General features: G+C 32.0%; 16 protein-coding genes. 10 read left to right on the top strand and 6 right to left on the bottom strand.

Annotation, left to right across the window (positions count from 1 at the left end):
* Nucleotides 1-40 precede the first annotated feature (40 nt).
* Nucleotides 41-1,921, bottom strand: a complete 1,881-nt coding sequence (locus ACXAHM_RS00175) for a WG repeat-containing protein (protein ID WP_474958362.1) — start codon at nucleotides 1,919-1,921, stop codon at nucleotides 41-43.
* 712 nt (nucleotides 1,922-2,633) lie between these two features.
* Here ACXAHM_RS00175 and ACXAHM_RS00170 point away from each other — a divergent pair.
* The 7 genes from ACXAHM_RS00170 (at nucleotide 2,634) to ACXAHM_RS00140 (ending at nucleotide 9,433) form a co-directional block, all read left to right on the top strand.
* Complete coding sequence (locus ACXAHM_RS00170) at nucleotides 2,634-3,458, top strand: hypothetical protein (protein WP_474958361.1); 825 nt, start codon at nucleotides 2,634-2,636, stop codon at nucleotides 3,456-3,458.
* A gap of 25 nt (nucleotides 3,459-3,483) precedes the next feature.
* Entirely contained in the window at nucleotides 3,484-4,836 is a 1,353-nt protein-coding gene (locus tag ACXAHM_RS00165; protein ID WP_474958360.1) for an NCS2 family permease, read from the top strand.
* 166 nt (nucleotides 4,837-5,002) lie between these two features.
* On the top strand, nucleotides 5,003-5,713 hold the full coding sequence (locus tag ACXAHM_RS00160; RefSeq protein WP_474958359.1) for a LuxR C-terminal-related transcriptional regulator: 711 nt from the start codon (nucleotides 5,003-5,005) through the stop codon (nucleotides 5,711-5,713).
* Between the two features lie 11 nt (nucleotides 5,714-5,724).
* On the top strand, nucleotides 5,725-6,510 hold the full coding sequence (locus ACXAHM_RS00155) for a response regulator transcription factor (protein WP_474958358.1): 786 nt from the start codon (nucleotides 5,725-5,727) through the stop codon (nucleotides 6,508-6,510).
* Between the two features lie 131 nt (nucleotides 6,511-6,641).
* Nucleotides 6,642-7,511, top strand: coding sequence for an NHL repeat-containing protein (locus ACXAHM_RS00150; protein WP_474958357.1), 870 nt, complete (start codon nucleotides 6,642-6,644; stop codon nucleotides 7,509-7,511).
* Between the two features lie 158 nt (nucleotides 7,512-7,669).
* Nucleotides 7,670-8,143, top strand: coding sequence for a hypothetical protein (locus ACXAHM_RS00145; RefSeq protein ID WP_474958356.1), 474 nt, complete (start codon nucleotides 7,670-7,672; stop codon nucleotides 8,141-8,143).
* A gap of 177 nt (nucleotides 8,144-8,320) precedes the next feature.
* Entirely contained in the window at nucleotides 8,321-9,433 is a 1,113-nt protein-coding gene (locus tag ACXAHM_RS00140) for a DEAD/DEAH box helicase (RefSeq protein ID WP_474958355.1), read from the top strand.
* A gap of 76 nt (nucleotides 9,434-9,509) precedes the next feature.
* On the opposite strand, the gene ACXAHM_RS00135 is transcribed toward ACXAHM_RS00140, so the two are convergent.
* The 5 genes from ACXAHM_RS00135 to ACXAHM_RS00115 all read right to left on the bottom strand — a co-directional run bounded on the left by ACXAHM_RS00135 (nucleotide 9,510) and on the right by ACXAHM_RS00115 (nucleotide 14,347).
* The gene (locus ACXAHM_RS00135; protein WP_474958354.1) at nucleotides 9,510-10,016 is read right to left on the bottom strand and encodes an OmpH/Skp family outer membrane protein; all 507 of its coding nucleotides are present in this window, start codon (nucleotides 10,014-10,016) and stop codon (nucleotides 9,510-9,512) included.
* A gap of 34 nt (nucleotides 10,017-10,050) precedes the next feature.
* Nucleotides 10,051-10,572 carry an OmpH/Skp family outer membrane protein gene (locus ACXAHM_RS00130; protein WP_474958353.1) on the bottom strand — a complete coding sequence of 174 codons (522 nt, stop codon included), beginning with the start codon at nucleotides 10,570-10,572 and terminating at the stop codon, nucleotides 10,051-10,053.
* A gap of 73 nt (nucleotides 10,573-10,645) precedes the next feature.
* Nucleotides 10,646-11,179 carry an OmpH/Skp family outer membrane protein gene (locus ACXAHM_RS00125; protein ID WP_474958352.1) on the bottom strand — a complete coding sequence of 178 codons (534 nt, stop codon included), beginning with the start codon at nucleotides 11,177-11,179 and terminating at the stop codon, nucleotides 10,646-10,648.
* A gap of 39 nt (nucleotides 11,180-11,218) precedes the next feature.
* The gene (locus ACXAHM_RS00120) at nucleotides 11,219-11,866 is read right to left on the bottom strand and encodes a class I SAM-dependent methyltransferase (protein ID WP_474958351.1); all 648 of its coding nucleotides are present in this window, start codon (nucleotides 11,864-11,866) and stop codon (nucleotides 11,219-11,221) included.
* A 267-nt stretch (nucleotides 11,867-12,133) separates the two neighbouring features.
* Nucleotides 12,134-14,347 (bottom strand): NADP-dependent isocitrate dehydrogenase, encoded by a 2,214-nt coding sequence (locus tag ACXAHM_RS00115; RefSeq protein ID WP_474958350.1) that lies wholly within the window; start codon nucleotides 14,345-14,347, stop codon nucleotides 12,134-12,136.
* Nucleotides 14,348-15,102: 755 nt separating this feature from the next.
* On the opposite strand from ACXAHM_RS00115, the gene ACXAHM_RS00110 reads away from it, so the two are divergent.
* From ACXAHM_RS00110 to ACXAHM_RS00100, 3 genes are all read left to right on the top strand, one after another.
* Nucleotides 15,103-15,948 (top strand): hypothetical protein, encoded by an 846-nt coding sequence (locus ACXAHM_RS00110; protein WP_474958349.1) that lies wholly within the window; start codon nucleotides 15,103-15,105, stop codon nucleotides 15,946-15,948.
* 64 nt (nucleotides 15,949-16,012) lie between these two features.
* Nucleotides 16,013-16,495 (top strand): hypothetical protein, encoded by a 483-nt coding sequence (locus tag ACXAHM_RS00105; protein ID WP_474958348.1) that lies wholly within the window; start codon nucleotides 16,013-16,015, stop codon nucleotides 16,493-16,495.
* A gap of 261 nt (nucleotides 16,496-16,756) precedes the next feature.
* Nucleotides 16,757-17,860 (top strand): sensor histidine kinase, encoded by a 1,104-nt coding sequence (locus tag ACXAHM_RS00100; protein ID WP_474958347.1) that lies wholly within the window; start codon nucleotides 16,757-16,759, stop codon nucleotides 17,858-17,860.
* The last annotated feature ends 10 nt before the right edge of the window (nucleotides 17,861-17,870 follow it).

Here is a 17,870-nt window from a genome sequence, read left to right as displayed (position 1 = left end):
CGAACAAACCACTCCATTAACAACTATAATTTTATAAAAATCAAGGTTTTACGATGTACCTTTCATCTTTATTATTCACAAAAAAATGATTTCCTTCATTATCTACAACAGGAGCTACACCATCAATCATTGCTCCTACAGATTTATATTTTCCTAAAGGAATAATCACTTTTCCATCGATAGAAACAATGCCTTCATTTAAGTCAAAATCAGTTACTTTTAAATAAGGATTTCCTTTATTTTCAAATTCAACTGTAGCATAATTTGGAGGTAGAACTATGTTATATTGTTGATCTAGAAACCCAATCCCGATCTTACCATCTCCTTTATCTTGTAAAAAGTAAAATTGGTATTTTTCAGGAGCAAACTCACTTAATTGATATTCAAGGTTTGTTTCCCACCCTTGTAATTTCTGACTAAAATGAACAGTTCCAACAGGTTTTCTTTTGTTTATATCGTATCCATTTATTGTTTTACCTGTCAACCTTCTTTCCTTTAATGAAAAAAGATCCAAAACTCTCTCTGACTCCTTTCCTACTCCTTCACGTTCTAAAAATAATTCATGTGTAACTAGACTTTCGGTATTAATGTTTGCATCATACTTCATATCTGTCACCTGCTTATGTGAGTTTATATCATAAAATGCATATTTATCTTCTAAATTTCCAATAATGACTAAACCGTATTTTTCTATAAAAGGAACATATAATTCATGATATTTCATGTCAACTACGAATTCTTTAGTTTCTAAATCAAAGATTCCTTGTTGATCCATATTGTCCATAATAATTACCCATTCTTTTGAAGTTTCTCCTCTCCCTTTTGGGATATAACTAATTATTGATTCAAAACCATCAACTACAGGTATAGCCTTTATTTTTTTATTTTTTGTGATTGCTAGTAAAGCCATATTCTTTTCTCCATCCTCATTATATGTTACAGCCTTTACAAAGTCCTCATTGTAATGGAAAATAGAATCATAATCGAAGGATATCTTATCACCATAAGCATATAAAGCATATTTTTTAGAATCCTTCACCTGCTTAATTTCTACCCCTTCAGTCAAGGTTTTTCTTACTTTAAAATCTTCAAGGTTTTTTGTTTCAATTTCAAAATCAGAGCTTTTTAGATATACTTTATCTCCTGCAATAAACTCTGCATTATAGGGCAATTTAAAACCAAGAGAAAAGTAGTATTGAAAGTCAATAGTGTTTATTTTTATTGAAGAACTTTCAGACAATTGTAGTTTACCATCTCTACTTAAAATGTTATAACCGGTATTTGTTTTTACAACTGTAAAAGAGTTCCATTTATTAAAAGCGATCGGGTCTAAATCCTTACCTCCCCTTGTCTTATTAAGTATAATACTTGGAGGCGTCACCATAGCATAAGCTTCTTCGCTGATAAAACCAATAGCGTTTTCTTGAGTAATTTGTATTAAACCGTGTCTATTAAATGCTACAGAAACATAATCAACCGGCAATTCCCATTTCTCCAATTTTGTATTATATAAACCACACAAATGATCTTCGTAAACTAAATACGAATGATTACTATCAAAAACTTTTACACTATCATAACTAAAATCAATTAACTTTTTATTGGCTGTATTTATCACCCCAACTTTACCTTTATTATTGGTAACAATAAATTCATTCTCTTTTAACGAGGATTCAATATTTTGATATTTTGCCTTTATTACCCATTCATTTTGTTTGTTGATTACACCGTATTTTCCTTTTTGTGAAACAACAGCTACTCCATTTGTATTAAAAATACTTGCTGAACTATAACTATAGTCGATAATTAACTTTTTATCCTGGTTGCAATACCCCCATTTACCTTCTTTCTGTACAGGTATAAGTTTATCTGATGAAAAAGAAATAAATACAAAAGCGATGAAGAGTAATAAAGTTTTCATTGATGATGAAATAGCTATTATAATGAGTTAATACAAATTTTTTTAATAGGTTTGACGAGGATAAGAAATTAAAATTAAGCTAACTTATTTTATAATGATTTAAGTAGTGTTGGGTGAATATCAAACGCTATAAAAACTATATTAAGATAAGCATTTTTTATGATCGTTTTTGTTAATCACAAAAAAGAACTAACATCAACACACATTTTAATCTTCAATTCACCAATCTACACCACATATAATCATATTTTTTCTATAAAAAATAATATAAATAAGTCTTAATAAGAAGAATTTATCTAGTTTTACGTACGAACATTTTATGTGTGTATTTTGATTACTAATTATACTATAGAACACTCTACTACTAGACCTTCTGCTATAAAAAGAAAATTTGAATCTACTTTTTCTTGTACGGCTTCTTACACCATAAATTCTTGTTCAAAAACTCCGTATCACATAACATCAATTCGTTTACCTTATCAAAATAATGGAGCAAGTATTATTACATTAATGTTTGCTCGTTTTTTAGGTAGTTTAATTGATGCTACACGAGATAAAGGCGATAGTGAGAGTTGTAGAATAAATTACTATTGTACAAAATCACTATTTATTTATATTTTTTTGAAAAAGGGTAAACTGTCAATACACTTCTGTACTAACTGTATACCCTTTTTTATTTCTTCAATTTTAATATTCAATCTTTAGACTAAACATGAAACATTTAGCTTCTATTGTACTTTTAGTTATTTTCAAAGTACTTGCTTTCAACACTGTAAATGCTCAAAACTTCAACTCTACTTTTGGACAAATTGCTTATGGATCAGGTAACTATGATGAGCAATTTGGTAATAACACTGAAGATGGTAACATGTTACTACTAACATTAGATCATGTCTCTGAATGGAGCTATGGAGGTAACTATGCATTTGTCAATTTCATGTACTCTAAAAATATGGTACCTGACTTACAATTTGATCAAAATGGTGATCCTTTATTTAATGAAGACGGTTCTCTAGTAGAAGGTTCAGAAGGACCATTTAGAATCTATACAGAATGGTCTCCATGGTTATCATTGAATAAGATAACAGGAAAAGACTTAGGATTTTGGATTTTTAAAGACTTCTCTATTGAAGGTCAGGTAAATGTTTCTTATTCTAGTTTCTATGCTCTTCTTGGTGGTGTAGGTATGACTTTCAAGACTAAAAACTATGATACTTTCTTAAAATTAATGGCTTACTACAAAGCTTCTACTTTTGCTGAAAATACTGATAAATTAGCTCAAATTACTGGAGTTTACGACATTCCTTTATCAAGAAAATTAGGTATTCGTTTACAAGGTTTCTTTGACTTCATTCCTAACAGTAATTACTACTGGGGTACTGACTTTTTAGCTGAACCTAGAATTTTATACAACTTAGGGCAACATTTCATGCCTGATGATTTTACAAAATTAGAAGTTGGTTTAGACTTATTTATGCACTACAACGATCATGTATCAGTAACTGCACCACAAGCTGCTGTTCGTTTAACTTGGTAGACAATTCAATTAATTAAACTATATAATGGGTACAACTACAACACCTCCAGTAATGGAGTCTAAACAAGAAAAAACAAGCTTCCTTGATAAATTTTTCAAAATCAAGGCTTCTGGCTCAACAAAGAGAACTGAAGTAATTGGAGGAATTACTACGTTCCTTACCATGGCTTATATCATAATTGTAAATCCAGCAATACTTGGTGATGCCGGAATGGATAAAGGAGCACTTTTTACCGTTACGTGTGTTGCAGCTCTTATAGGTACTTTACTAGCTGCACTTTGGGCTAGAGTACCTTTTGCAATGGCTCCTGGTATGGGATTAAATGCTTTCTTTACTTATGCATTGGTGTTAGGAAGAGGGTTAGATTGGAATACATCTTTAGGTATTGTTTTTATATCTGGCGTTACATTTATTCTATTAACTTTATTAGGGGTAAGAGAGAAAATAGTCAACGCTATTCCATTATCATTAAGATTAGCAACTTCTGCAGGTATAGGTCTATTTATTACATTTATTGGATTTAAAAATATGGGATTAGTGATTTCTAATCCTGCAACTTTAGTTGGATTAGGTCATTTAGAACTCTCAACAATCATTGCTTTATTAGGTCTTGTTTTTATTGTTGTTTTAGAAAAAATGAAAGTAAAGGGTGGAATTCTAATTGGCATTATTACAATGACTGTAGCTGGGATGGCTTTCGGAATCGTAGAAACACCTTCTAGTCTTATTTCACTTCCTCCATCAATAGCCCCTATTGCTTTCAAATTAGATATTATGGGTGCTTTAGATTTAGCTTTTATTGCTCCAATCTTTTCATTTATGTTTGTAGATTTATTTGATTCTGTAGGTACAATTGTAGCATGTTCTTATGAAGCAAAAATGCAAGATGAAAAAGGGAACATTCCAAAAATTGGTAGAATCTTAGAAGCTGATTCGGTTGCTACTGTTATAGGCTCTTTATTAGGTACATCAACTACTACAACCTACATCGAATCTGCTTCTGGGATTTCACAAGGAGCAAGAACAGGGTTAGCTTCACTTGTAACGGCTGGTTTATTTGCTGTAGCATTATTATTTGCACCAATTGTAACCGTTGTTCCAGGGTTTGCTACTGCACCAGCTTTAGTAATGGTCGGTATTTATATGTTTAAAAATATCAAAAATATTGAATTCGGAGACTTAATCGAAGGAGCTCCTGCATTTTTAACGATTATTCTAATGCCGTTAACATATAGCATAAGTAATGGCTTGACTTTTGGTTTTTTATCTTATTTGGTCATTGCACTTTGTTGTGGACAAATAAAAAGAATTTCAAAAGTTATGTGGGTAATTGGTTTATTATCAGCAATTAACCTTTACATTGCTGCAGTAGCTTAATTATTTCAAGCAATTTTGTGCTAAAAAACGACGATATCTTCATTAAGGTATTGTCGTTTTTTTTTGCGTTTAAGTAACATTTAACCTAATATTACAGTACTTAAAACAATATTTTACTGGTTAATAACATAATTTACTTTACATTTTTTCGGCTTTACCATTACACATGCCAATAGTTATTGATACATTTTTACAGAATCAATCGAACTATCTCAGCGTAGGTGGGAGTAGTTTTCAATATGTTTATGATTGTATTGAAAACAGATTCGAATATCTTTCTCCCAATTTCGAGGAAGTTACTGGACATAAAGTCGAGGAGTGTCTTCATAACCCTGAGTTTATACTTACACATTACCATGTTTTTAAAGATATTATCTTCAAATTAAAGATTATAATTAATGAATTCGCAACACTTTTTAGAGACTACTTCGAAGATTATACTTTATTTTACTACATCCCTCTTTTACATAAAAATGGTAAGATATATCCATGTTTAGTTCAAGGAAGAATACTTGAATTAACAAATAAAGGAGAAGCTAGGTTTGTTTTTGCAAATAGTCAGATAATTAATAAGAATTACAATTATAGAAAACCTTTTAATATAAGTTTCATCTCAAATGATGTTGACTTACCTTCTCTTTTAAATATTGAGTCCTTTGAAGCTTTACATCAAGCCGTAAGTATTCACAAGTTATCAAGTAGAGAAATTGAAATTTTAAAACTTGTTTCTGAAGGAGATTCAAATAATACAATTTCTAATAAACTGAACATTAGTATTCATACAATTTCAACTCATAAAAAGAATATTATATCTAAAACAAATACACAAAGTATAATGGTCACTATACAACGGGCCATTCTTCAAAAAATCATTTAGTAAACAAATCAATGCCATTTAATTTTATAGAACGACTACAGCAAATTTATACTACTTATAATGATAATTCAATTGAGCATTTAAAAGGCTTTCATCTAATTAACGAAACAAATTTTCATGAGAATGACAACTTTGAACTACCTGGAAAAGCCTTAAAGTTTATCATATATGTTGAAAAATTTAGTTTTGATTTATATCAAAATATCGGAGTAGATTATGAATCACCAAAGGGTATCACACCTTTGACCTATCTTTTTCATGATTTAGACCAATATTTATTAAGTGAAGATAGAATTGTATATGTAAACGCTATTCAAAAAACTTTTGAAAAGCATTTAGAATTTATGAATCATGAAAATCCTTTTCAATTTTGTTCCAGTTTTATTTTTAGAATAAAAAAAGAAAATAAAAGGATTACGACTTACATCCAACATAATATTCCAATTGAAATACGTGATGGTAAATTGATAAAATTATTTTCAAGTGTCACCGAAATAACACATTTGGAGATAGAGCAAACCTATCAACTTTCTTTTTTCAATATGAATAAAAAAGAAGAGTATTTCTTTGATTTGATAAATGGTGAATCACTCTCTAAAAGTGAGTTTTCTTTGAGTACAAGAGAATTAGAAATTCTTGATTTAGTACTTAAAGGTCTTTCTACTAAACAAGTCGCTGACCAATTACATATTTCTGTCGAAACAGTTAATAGACATCGAAAAAATATGATAAAGAAAAATAATATGAAAAATATCATACAATTAGCTACAGAAGCTTTTAAAGAAAACTTACTATAAATTAAGCTCCTAATAAACATAAATTTGTCTGAGTTTTAACTTTATATTACAGATTAGATTATGCATCCATGAATTCTATAGTATATTTGCATTTTAACATGGACTTCAAGATAAAAAAATTGTCTAACAGGATGTATAAATTATTATTCAGCTTCTTTATCATTTTATCATTTATAGGATCAATTTCTGCACAAGAAAAAGATACGACTAAAAAGAAAAAAAAGAACAAGAAAACACTTACAGCAGACCCTGACGCAAAACTTCAGACACCTCACGATATTGCATTTGATGAGAAAACTGGACTTTTCTTTATTAGTTCTTCCGGAAATCACGGTATCATTAAAAGAGGCCGAAGAGGTGGAGCCGTTTTTATCACAAAAGATTTAGTTCATCCACGAGGTCTTACAATAGATGGTGGGATCATTTATGTCGCCGATTCTAACAGAGTTAAAGGATATGAACTGAAAACGAATGAAGAAGTTTTTAATGTAGAAGTTGCAGGTTCTACTGCTTTACATGCGATAGCATCTGAAGGTGATGATCTGTATATCACAGATAAAGAAATTTCAAAAGTATTTTGTATTAATATAAAAACGAAGGACGTAAAAACTGTTACTACTGAAGTCCCTTCTCCAACTGGTATTTATTACGATAAAAAGCAAAAAGGCTTATTAATATTAAGTTCTCTTGAAACAGGTGGTGGCATCTACCTCTATAAATTCAAAGAGCAATCGACAGAATTAAAATTACAAATTCTTGACTTTCCTTATTTAGAAGATATTACTTTTAATGGTTCTTTAAGTTATTACATCACAGCATGGGGTGCTGATCATAAAGAAAACGTAATTATCAAGGTAAGTAATTCTCTTACAAGAGAGCCTAGAATTATCCAATCTTCGAGTGATGGTCCTAGTGGTATGATATTTATCAAAAGAACAAATGAATTAGCAATTGCAAGTGAATACTCGAATAACCTAAATATTATTAAGTTAGGTTATTAATAAAAAGTAGTTTCACATTCCATAATAAAAGCTCCTATTAAGTTGATTAATAGGAGCTTTTTCTGTTATTATATTTAAAACTTACAATATTATCTCCTTTTTTTTATATATTATGATCTGATTTAAAATCAATAAGGATATTTGTACTTACTTACTAAATGAAAAACATTTTACAACTAGCAGCTATTCTTCTATTTTTCACAGGATGTAATAGCACTGAAGATATAAATACGACAATAAGATATGAAGCAACTAAAGGAATTCATTCTGTAGAAATGACAGGAGATGACAATACTAAACTTGTATCATTCGAAGATATATCTGATATAGGAAAAGGTACACTTACACTACCTGAAGGCCATACTTGGCCAAAAAATATAATTTTAAGACTTCCTTTTTCAAGACTTGAAGGCTTTAAAGCATACTCAAACTTAGACAAAAAACATAAGTTTGAACATTTTCATTCCGCTGGCTCAAACGCTAATCAGTATATTGCAACTTATAAAGATTCTGAAAAGAAAAGCCTAGCAAGAGATGATGAAGCTTTTGTGGAAATCGAATTACCACATGAAATGTGGCAAGATAATCCAAAAGTAATTTACCTCGAATGGGTAAATGTATATAGAAATTAATTTATGAAAGAGTAGTATTCCCCGACTACTCTTTTTTTATACTCCAAATTGAAATAATCTATTTTCCTCTTCAAATTCATGTTAACTTCTTAAAGAATGTATATAAGGGACAAAATTCTATCAGAATCCCAATAATTCAACCTACCTTTGCAGCTGAACGCATTAAAACGAAATATAATGACATTCAAGGAATTAGGAATCTCAAGTGCTATTATTAAAGCACTTCAAGAAAATGGTATTGAAGAACCTACGTCTATTCAGGAAAAATCAATCCCATTTTTAATTAATCAAGGGACGGATTTTATTGGACAGGCTCAAACAGGAACAGGTAAAACTGCCGCGTTTGGATTACCATTACTTCAATCAGTAAATCCTAAAAGTCCACACCCACAGGCTTTGATCTTATCTCCAACGAGAGAGTTAGGACAACAAATACAGAAACAACTTTTCCGTTTCACAAAATACTACCATAAGGTATTCTGTGAAGCAGTTTATGGTGGTTCATCTATTGATCAACAGATCAACAATCTAAAAAGACCTACACATATCGTTGTAGCGACTCCTGGTAGATTATTAGATTTAGTAGATAGAAATGCTATTGATCTTTCTTATGTAAAGACTGTAGTAATGGATGAAGCTGATGAAATGTTGAGTATGGGATTCAAAGAAGATCTATCAAAGATTCTTAGATTAACTACTCACAAGAAAGCAACTTGGTTATTCTCTGCTACATTCCCATCAGGAATTAATGATATCATTAAGAAATACATGGCCAAAGATGCTTTCCGTATTGAGGTAAATCCATTTAACGTAATTAATAAAAAAATTAAATTTGAGTACATCTTAGCTGAGCAAAAGCAAAAGATGGAAACGTTGAATTGGTTTATTCGTCAACAAGGAGATGCTCGTGGTGTAGTGTTTACAAAAACCAAAGCTGAAGCACAACAAGTCGCAAAACAATTACATGGTAAGCAATTTAAAGCTGAATCTATCCACGGTGATCTAAACCAAAAGGAAAGAGATAAGGTGATGCGTGCTTTCAAAGGTAATAAATTGCAGATCCTAGTAGCGACAGATTTGGCTGCTAGAGGAATTGATATTGCTGATTTAGCTTACGTTATACATTACCAACTACCTGATAAAACTGAATATTTTACACATAGAAGTGGACGTACTGCTAGAGCAGGAAAGTCTGGTGTATCTCTGTGTATTGTAAGCAGAAAAGAGTTGAGTAAGCTTGACGAAATCGAGGATGAATTTGGAATTACTATGGAACAAATCTTTGATTAGTACTACCAAACTGATGTATAAAAAAAGGCAGAATGTAGATTTTACATTCTGCCTTTTTTATTTCAAGCTAAATTAATTATTTAACTTTTGCAATAACATCTGCAGTGATATCATCAGCACCATCGTTGTATAATAACATTTCGATTGGAATTACATATTGATATCCTTTTGCTTTTGCAACATCAGCTAAAGCTGCCTCAGCTCTTTGACGTAAAGGCATGATTGCTTCACTTTGTTTCTTTGCAAAGTTTTGTTGAGCAGTTTGTTGGAACTCTTGTAAGTTTCTTTGTAACAATTCTAACTCTTGTGCTTTTTGTTGGATAATTTCTGGTAACCAGTTTGGTTGGTTTTGTTGGAAATCAGCATATTTTGCTTGAAACTCTTGCTCTTGTTGTTGCATAGAAGTATACAACTGATTTTGGTAGCTTTCTAATTCCTTCATTTTAGTTTCAAATTCTGGAATTGATCTTACTACACTATCAAGGTTAGCGTATGCAAAAATCTTTGTTTGAGCTGCACTTTCATTTGAGAAGCTCATTAGCATCAATGCAAATAAAGATGCGAATATTACTTTTAATTTCATTGTTCTACGTTTGTAAGTTCTTAAACTAATTTGACTATTGTCCGTTCATTTTGGCGATTACTTTACTAGTAATATCCTCACCATTAGCATCAACAAGGTATGCTCCGATTCTTGCCATCACACCTTTTGCGATCACGATAGAATAACCACCCTCTTTTGCAACAATCGCTACTTGATCCTGTAATTTTTTCATTAGAGGTTCCATAGCTTCAGCTTGTTTTTTATTGATACCCTCAGAAGCTCTTTGTTGTAATTGTTGAACCTCTTGCTGTAATGCTTGCAATTCTTTATTAAGAGCTTCAAGTTCTGCAGGTGCCATACTTTGCGTTTGTTGGCCTTGCATTAATTGTTGATATTTCTCTTGTAAAGTACGTTGCTTCATCTCTATTTGAGTTTTAAACTGCTTCGCATAAGATTCAATAATCTTTTGCTGAGTTTTAAACTCTGCCATAGAAGTTATCACACTATCCTCATTGATATAGGCTACTTTTTGTTGAGCCATTGCCACTGAAGATAGCATCATCAACGACCAAAGCGCGAATAAAATTTTCTTCATTGTGTAAATAAAATTTCCCTGTTTATATAAAAACACTAACTGCATAGTTCTGTTTATAATGCAAAAATAAAAATTATCTTGGAGAATCCTCAGGATCTCCCTCACCAAGTTCGTCTAAAACGAAGTCAGTATAGTTATAACGTGGATCTGAGTAGATTAAAGTTATATCTGAGGCCTTGTCAAAGATAAAATTTAACTTTTTTTGTCTTGCTACCACTTCACAAGCTTTAGCGATTCGGTCTTGAAGAGGCTTCATAAACTCCATTCTCTTGGAATAAAGCAAACCTTCATATCCAAAATGATTGGTTTGAAACTCTCTCATTTCCTCCTTTAGTGTTGCGATTTTATCAAGCTTTTCAGCTTTCATTTCGGGAGTCAATAAAATCTCTTCGTGAGTATATTCTCTTTCAAGTTTTTCGACTTCCGATTTCATTCCATCAAGTTCTTTCAACCACTTGTCCGTAAGTTTGCTTAGTTTATCCTCAGCTTCCTTATACTCTGGTAGGGTTTCTATGATTACTTGTGAATCGATATAACCAAACCTTTGAGCATTTGCAAACGGAACATTGATAAGAAAAAACAGACCGATTAAGAGTATGTTCTTCATTTTTATCAGCATAAATTCGTATAAAGATGCCTATAATTTTTACTTTATCAAAGTATAGATTGCTCTTGTTAAATTCGTAGTCGTAGAATACTTCTGCAATGAATGCTCACTAAAACCTGCTTTCACTGAATAACGCGCAATATCTTCAGATTCTACTAGTGTTGCATCTAAGACACCCCACGCTTCTTTTACGACAATTTTTTTATCATTTGATAACATTCCTACTTTAGAGATAGAATCATTAAATGGACATTCAATGATCAGTTTGCCTCCTTCTTTTAGAATCGAATACGCTTTTGAAATGACACTTTGCTGTGCTTCAGGGGTTAACTCTAAAATACCTGACCACATCCAAAGAATTGTATCAACTTGAGCATTATCCCATTCAAAAAAGCGTAAATCATCTTCAATGATTGTTACATTTTCAAATTGATTTCTCAATAAAGAAGCTAACTCATGTACACGTTCGATGGCAATTACTTTTCCTGAATACTGTCGGTCCTGTAAAGCTTTGAGAACTCTTCCATATCCAGAACCAAATTCCATAATTGTATCACTATTTCTAATTAAAGAAATAATTTGATCTAGATCTTCACCATTTGCTAACCCTATTTGTTCAGCAAAACTCTTAAAGATATCTAGAGGCATATTTTTATAGAAAGAGGCATTACTATCTTTCGGCACCATAAGACTTTTGAATTGAGAAGTTTATTTGTAAAGTCAATTTAATTGTATTTACTACGGTTAATACAAAAATAATGCAAATAAACTATTAAAACTTAACATGAAACACAATGACTATTAAAGTCACTAATTACCAATCTACTAGATTTTAATATAGGTCAAATTTATTAGTATACTAATTCTAAATCTGAACTATCTTTTACTTCAAAAAGTACTAAAAAACAAAACCCTACCTATCGAAGGTAGGGTTTTATGGATATATTCAACTTCTTATAAAAGTTGAGCTAAAGCATCATTTAAAGTAAAACTTGGACGCATTGCTTTTGAAGCTAAGTCAAAAGATGGGTGATAGTATCCACCGATATTTTGAGGCTTACCTTGTGCATCAATCAATTCTTTATTGATTACTTCTTCTTTTTCTGTTAACTCTTTTGCAAGTTCAGAGAATTGAGCTTTCAACTCTGCATCTTTATCTTGAGCGGCTAATTCTTGTGCCCAATATAACGCTAAGTAGAAGTGTGAACCTCTGTTGTCAATTCCACCGATTTTTCTAGCAGGAGACTTATCGTTATCTAAGAAACGACCTGTAGCTACGTCTAATGCCTCACCTAAAACTTTCGCTTTAGGATTATCAAATGTCTCACCAAGGTGTTCGAAAGAAACGGCTAATGCTAAGAATTCACCTAATGAATCCCATCTTAAGTAACCTTCTTTTACAAATTGTTGAACGTGCTTTGGTGCTGATCCACCTGCACCCGTTTCAAATAATCCACCGCCATTCATTAATGGTACGATTGATAACATTTTTGCAGAAGTACCTAATTCTAAGATAGGGAAAAGGTCCGTTAAGTAATCTCTTAATACGTTACCTGTTACTGAGATTGTATCCAAACCTTTTACGATTCTTTCTAATGAGAATTCAGTTGCTGCTACCGGCGCTTTGATTAAAATCTCTAAACCGTCAGTATCATGATCACCTAAGTATTTGTTTACTTTAGTGATTAATTGAGCATCGTGAGCTCTGTTCTTGTCTAACCAGAATACGGCTGGAGTACCTGTAGCTCTAGCTCTTCTTACTGCTAACTTCACCCAATCTTGGATTGGTAGGTCTTTTACTTGACACATTCTGAAGATATCACCTTCTTCAACGGCTTGCTCAATTAAAACATTTCCTGAAGCGTCTACTACTTTTACAGTACCCGCTGCTGACATTTGGAAAGTTTTATCATGAGAACCATACTCTTCTGCTTTTTGTGCCATCAAACCTACGTTTGATACAGAACCCATTGTAGTAGGATCTAATGCACCATTTTTCTTACAGAAGTCGATTGTTGCTTGGTATACACCTGCATACGAACGATCTGGAATAACCGCTTTTGTATCTTGTTGCTTACCTGCTTTGTTCCACATTTGACCTGAAGTACGGATCATTGCTGGCATTGAAGCATCAATAATCACATCAGAAGGAACGTGAAGGTTTGTAATTCCTTTGTCAGAATCAACCATTGCTAAATCAGGAGCAGTAGCATATACAGCTTCGATAGCAGCTTCTACTTCAGCTTGCTTCTCGTGTCCATTGATTTTAGCATATACATCACCTAAACCATTCTTAGCTGTTACACCAAGTTCAGCGAATAAGTCAGCATATTTTTCAAATACATCTTTGTAGAATACCTCTACTGCTGCACCAAAAATGATAGGATCTGAAACCTTCATCATTGTTGCTTTCATGTGTAATGAGAATAACACACCTTGAGCTTTTGCTTCTTCTACTTGCTCAGCGATGAATGCTTTTAAAGCTTTCATGTTCATCACTGAAGCATCTATAATTTCACCCTCTAAAAGAGCAACTTTTTCTTTTAAAACTTTTGTAGAACCATCAGCACCTACAAATTCAATTTTCACATCAGTTGCAGCGTCTACCGTTACAGACTTCTCACTTCCGTAGAAATCGTTTGCTGGCATACTTGCTACATGTGATTTAGAATCTGAAGTCCATGCACCCATCGAGTGAGGATGTTTCTTAGCGTAGTTTTTCACTGCTTTCGGAGCTCTACGGTCAGAGTTACCTTCTCTTAAAACAGGGTTTACAGCACTACCCAAAACTTTTGCATATCTACTCTTGATTTCCTCTTCTTCAGCATTTGCTGGATCTGCAGGGTAATCAGGAATATTATAACCTAAAGCTTGTAACTCATCAATTGCAGCTTGTAATTGTGGAATTGAAGCTGAAATGTTTGGTAACTTGATGATGTTTGCTTCTGGCGTTTTAGCCAAAGCTCCTAATTCTGCTAATGCATCTCCGATTCTTTGCTCTTCCGTTAAGTTTTCTGGGAAGTTTGCTAAAATACGACCTGAAAGAGAGATGTCTTTTGTCTCTAATTCAATACCTGCTGCACTTGCGAATGTTTTTACGATCGGTAAAAACGAATAGGTAGCTAATGCTGGTGCCTCGTCTGTTTTGGTATAAATAATTTTTGCCATGTTTTTCTTTCTAATTTGATAGGGAAACACACTGAATGCTGCCGAAATTTGTTGTTTTGTCTAGATTAAAAAAAGTGATCTAAAAAGGCCACGCTTAATCTTAGAGTCGCAAATTTAATAAATGTTTATAAAATTAGAATTAAAATCATTTTTTTGATGGAAATATTATGCTAAAAATCAATAAAACATAACATTTTAGTAAATCTTCGAAAGGTATTTCCTCTCGCATGTACCAAGTAACTTTTATAAATTCATGCTGAAAGGCGATTGACTTATCAAAAATCTGACGTGTAAACTTCTGTAAATGGAGATTCAGTACTCTTCTAGAAGTCTAGAAAAATCCATCAACAGTATTAGAACAGAAGAAGTGCGTTTAATCCTTTCTTATTTGCTCTTTTACGGTTAAATCTCCCTTCACTTCTTACAAATTTTTCAAATTGTTTTACCTTTAAGGGATTTTTTTATGCTCAATTTTTCAAAACTACCCTAAATCATCATCCCTTTTCCCTCATCCATCTAACTTCTTCCCTCATAATTGCATTTGCTCACGAATTGAAGGAGAAAAATTTGATATTGTTTCGTAATACATTAATAATTAAATTACAGAGTCTTTCAGCAAACTAGGATCAATAAGCAAACAGATTTTTTTATGGGAAGTTGGAAGTATTTTTTATTGATGGATATATATGCCATTGTTACGTTATTGAAATAAGGTGACAATGTTGTTTATCAGATGTTGTAGCTAATAAGTCAAAATGGATTCAAGGCAAATACATAGAAAATATTATAGTAATTATGATTTGGCAAAGTGGCTGGATGAAAAAGGGGAATTGGTAAAAGCAAACGAGGCACATTATCATCATTGTGGAACAAAAGATGATTTCAAGAAAGACTTTATCAATAAAATCATTCAAGACTTCTTCTCCGAGGACGAGATTTATTTAATCATTGGTTCTGGTAACAGCTCATTATTATCAAAATCACATTTACTGAGTGAAATAGAAAAGTTCATTGGTAAAAAGGAAATTGGCTTAATGGACAAGGAACTTAAGAAGCTTGTGTTCATTAGCCATATCGGTGTATTAAAAAAGGGTGAAGTTATTGACTATCCTAAAAATCGAAAAAGACAAGATGGAACCAAATTAAATGTAGGCTTCCATGCAAATACAATGGACATGTCAACAAAAAGAGTGGCTGATATTGTAAGAGAACCATTTGATATTCTATCTAAAAAAATGAGCAATGATTATAATGGAAATATGGAGCACCTATGGATAGATTTAGAATTAATTGACAGAGATAAATCTTGGTCATTTAGATTTCAAAAGCGGGTGACCCTTTCAGGTTTTAGCCTTCCAGGCAAAGATTTTAAATATAACGTTGGCCACTATAGTGTTAAACCAGATCTTGAAAAATTGAAATCACTAAATGAAGAGTCGATTATGCAATATGTCCTAGTATTGATATACGACTCAACCGAAATTCTACATAGTAAGAAGAAAACTTTAGGAGCTTTTGACATTGATCGATTTCGCTCTGATTTCATAAAGACTAGTAAGGAATTAGGTTACCAAATAGAAAAAACTAGCCACAATAATTAGGGCTTAGTTTGGTTCCTCCTCTGGTCGTAGTTTAGTCATTACGTTTCTTACTGATCAATAGTATATGCAATTAGTTTTATTTAAAGAATTATTGGACAACCTATTTGTGAAGCGTTTAAAAATGATCACCTTGAGCATTAAAAGGATCAATGAAAAACGCATACTTTCGACGAACATTGAAACTTTTACCAACGAAATATTCAGATCCTACAAGCTAAAGCACTTAATAATTGATTTCAATTCGAAAGATATCAAAACAACTGACTTCCAAACAAAATCAAGAGATTACACGATTTGTGAATATGTCATTACATCTAAACCAAGAGACCTTATTAATGATCAATTAATAAAGGTCAAACTAGACAATGATGTTATCGTTGAAATAAATAAAAATAAGCTAATTCTTGAACAACAAAGTGTAAGTAAATTAGATTCAGCTATAAAGAAGACAAATCTTAATTTAGACAATTTCAATGCTCAAATAAAAGATTACATCAAACATAATATTCAGACTAGATATTTGAGCATAAAAAACAAAAATAACTAAGCACACACAAAATAATATAAAGCCATGCCTATACTCTTATTGGCATTGTCTGTCAATTAGCTTTTATTGTCTAAGCCTTCCGACTTAAAACAATAAATCACAATTTACTAAGTTATAAGGTGAAGACTTAAATAATTGGAAAATTCTCGGTGACGCCTATCTGTTTAACACAAAGAACAGTTAAGAAGCCCAATCATAAGTTTTCCTCCTTTACCATACATTTCTTATTTTTGTAGAGCGTATCATTTTATTGAACACTCAATGTTAGCTCAACAAAAAATAAAACAAGATCATATCTGGCAAGGCATATTAATAATTGCCTATCTATTTCTAACATTCAGTTTTTTTGAACAAAGGTTTGGATATACTTATGGAGCCTTAAAAGCCATCTTATTGGTTGGAATTCAAGTTTTCATTTGGCAATTCAATACAAAATATCTTGTTCCTAAACTTCTTCTGAAAAAGAAACACGTCATTTATGCGTTGACACTCTTTGCATTTATAATGATTACTGCTTTTGTGTATCAATATATAGAAAGGGTAATTTTTGAATCTTGGAAATTGAATAGTGATAATGTTATGTTTCCTTTTGATGACCCTGAAATGAGAGAACGTGCAGGTAGACATAAAAATATCAAGAGGATAAGAAAAGGTGTTCGGATTTTTGAGAGTACATATAATATTATTCTTTTCGGTGTCATAGCATTAGCAAGTACTTCCTATAGAATGACACTCTTTGGGTTAAGAAAAGAGAACGAAGCCTCTTCTTTAAGAGAAGAACAGGTGAAGTCTGAAATGAGTTTTCTGAAATCTCAAGTGAACCCACACTTTCTCTTTAATGTTTTAAACAATATATATACTTTATCTTTTATAAAGTCAGAGAAGGCGCCCGAAGTGGTGTTACAACTTTCTGATATGTTGAGATATATGTTGTATGACACTTCTACAGAAACGGTTCCTCTACACAAAGAAGTCGACTATCTAAAGAATTTTATTGAGCTTCACTTATTGAAAAGTGATAGCCTAAAAGATAATATTGAGGCAAAATGGGAAATAAATGATCCTACTTTACCTATTGCTCCTTTACTTTTTGCTCCTTTTATAGAAAATGCGTTCAAACATAGTCATATTGAAGATGAAGAGAATGGGTGGATAAAAATTTCGTTAAACGTATCTTCTACCAAAGAAATTACCTTTGAGGTAAGCAATAGCAAGCCATTAACAAAATTATCTAAGGATTCTGTAGGTGGAATTGGTTTGGAAAATGTAAAAAAACGTCTCAATTTGCAATATCACCATAAACACCAACTTGAAATAGTTGACACTTCAGACAGTTATACTGTCAAACTGAAAATACACACATAACCATAAACAC

Source organism: Flammeovirga sp. AWQ4_249 (assembly GCF_056161045.1).
Note: the sequence above shows the minus strand (reverse complement) of the source record. Positions and strands in the feature narration are given on the sequence as shown.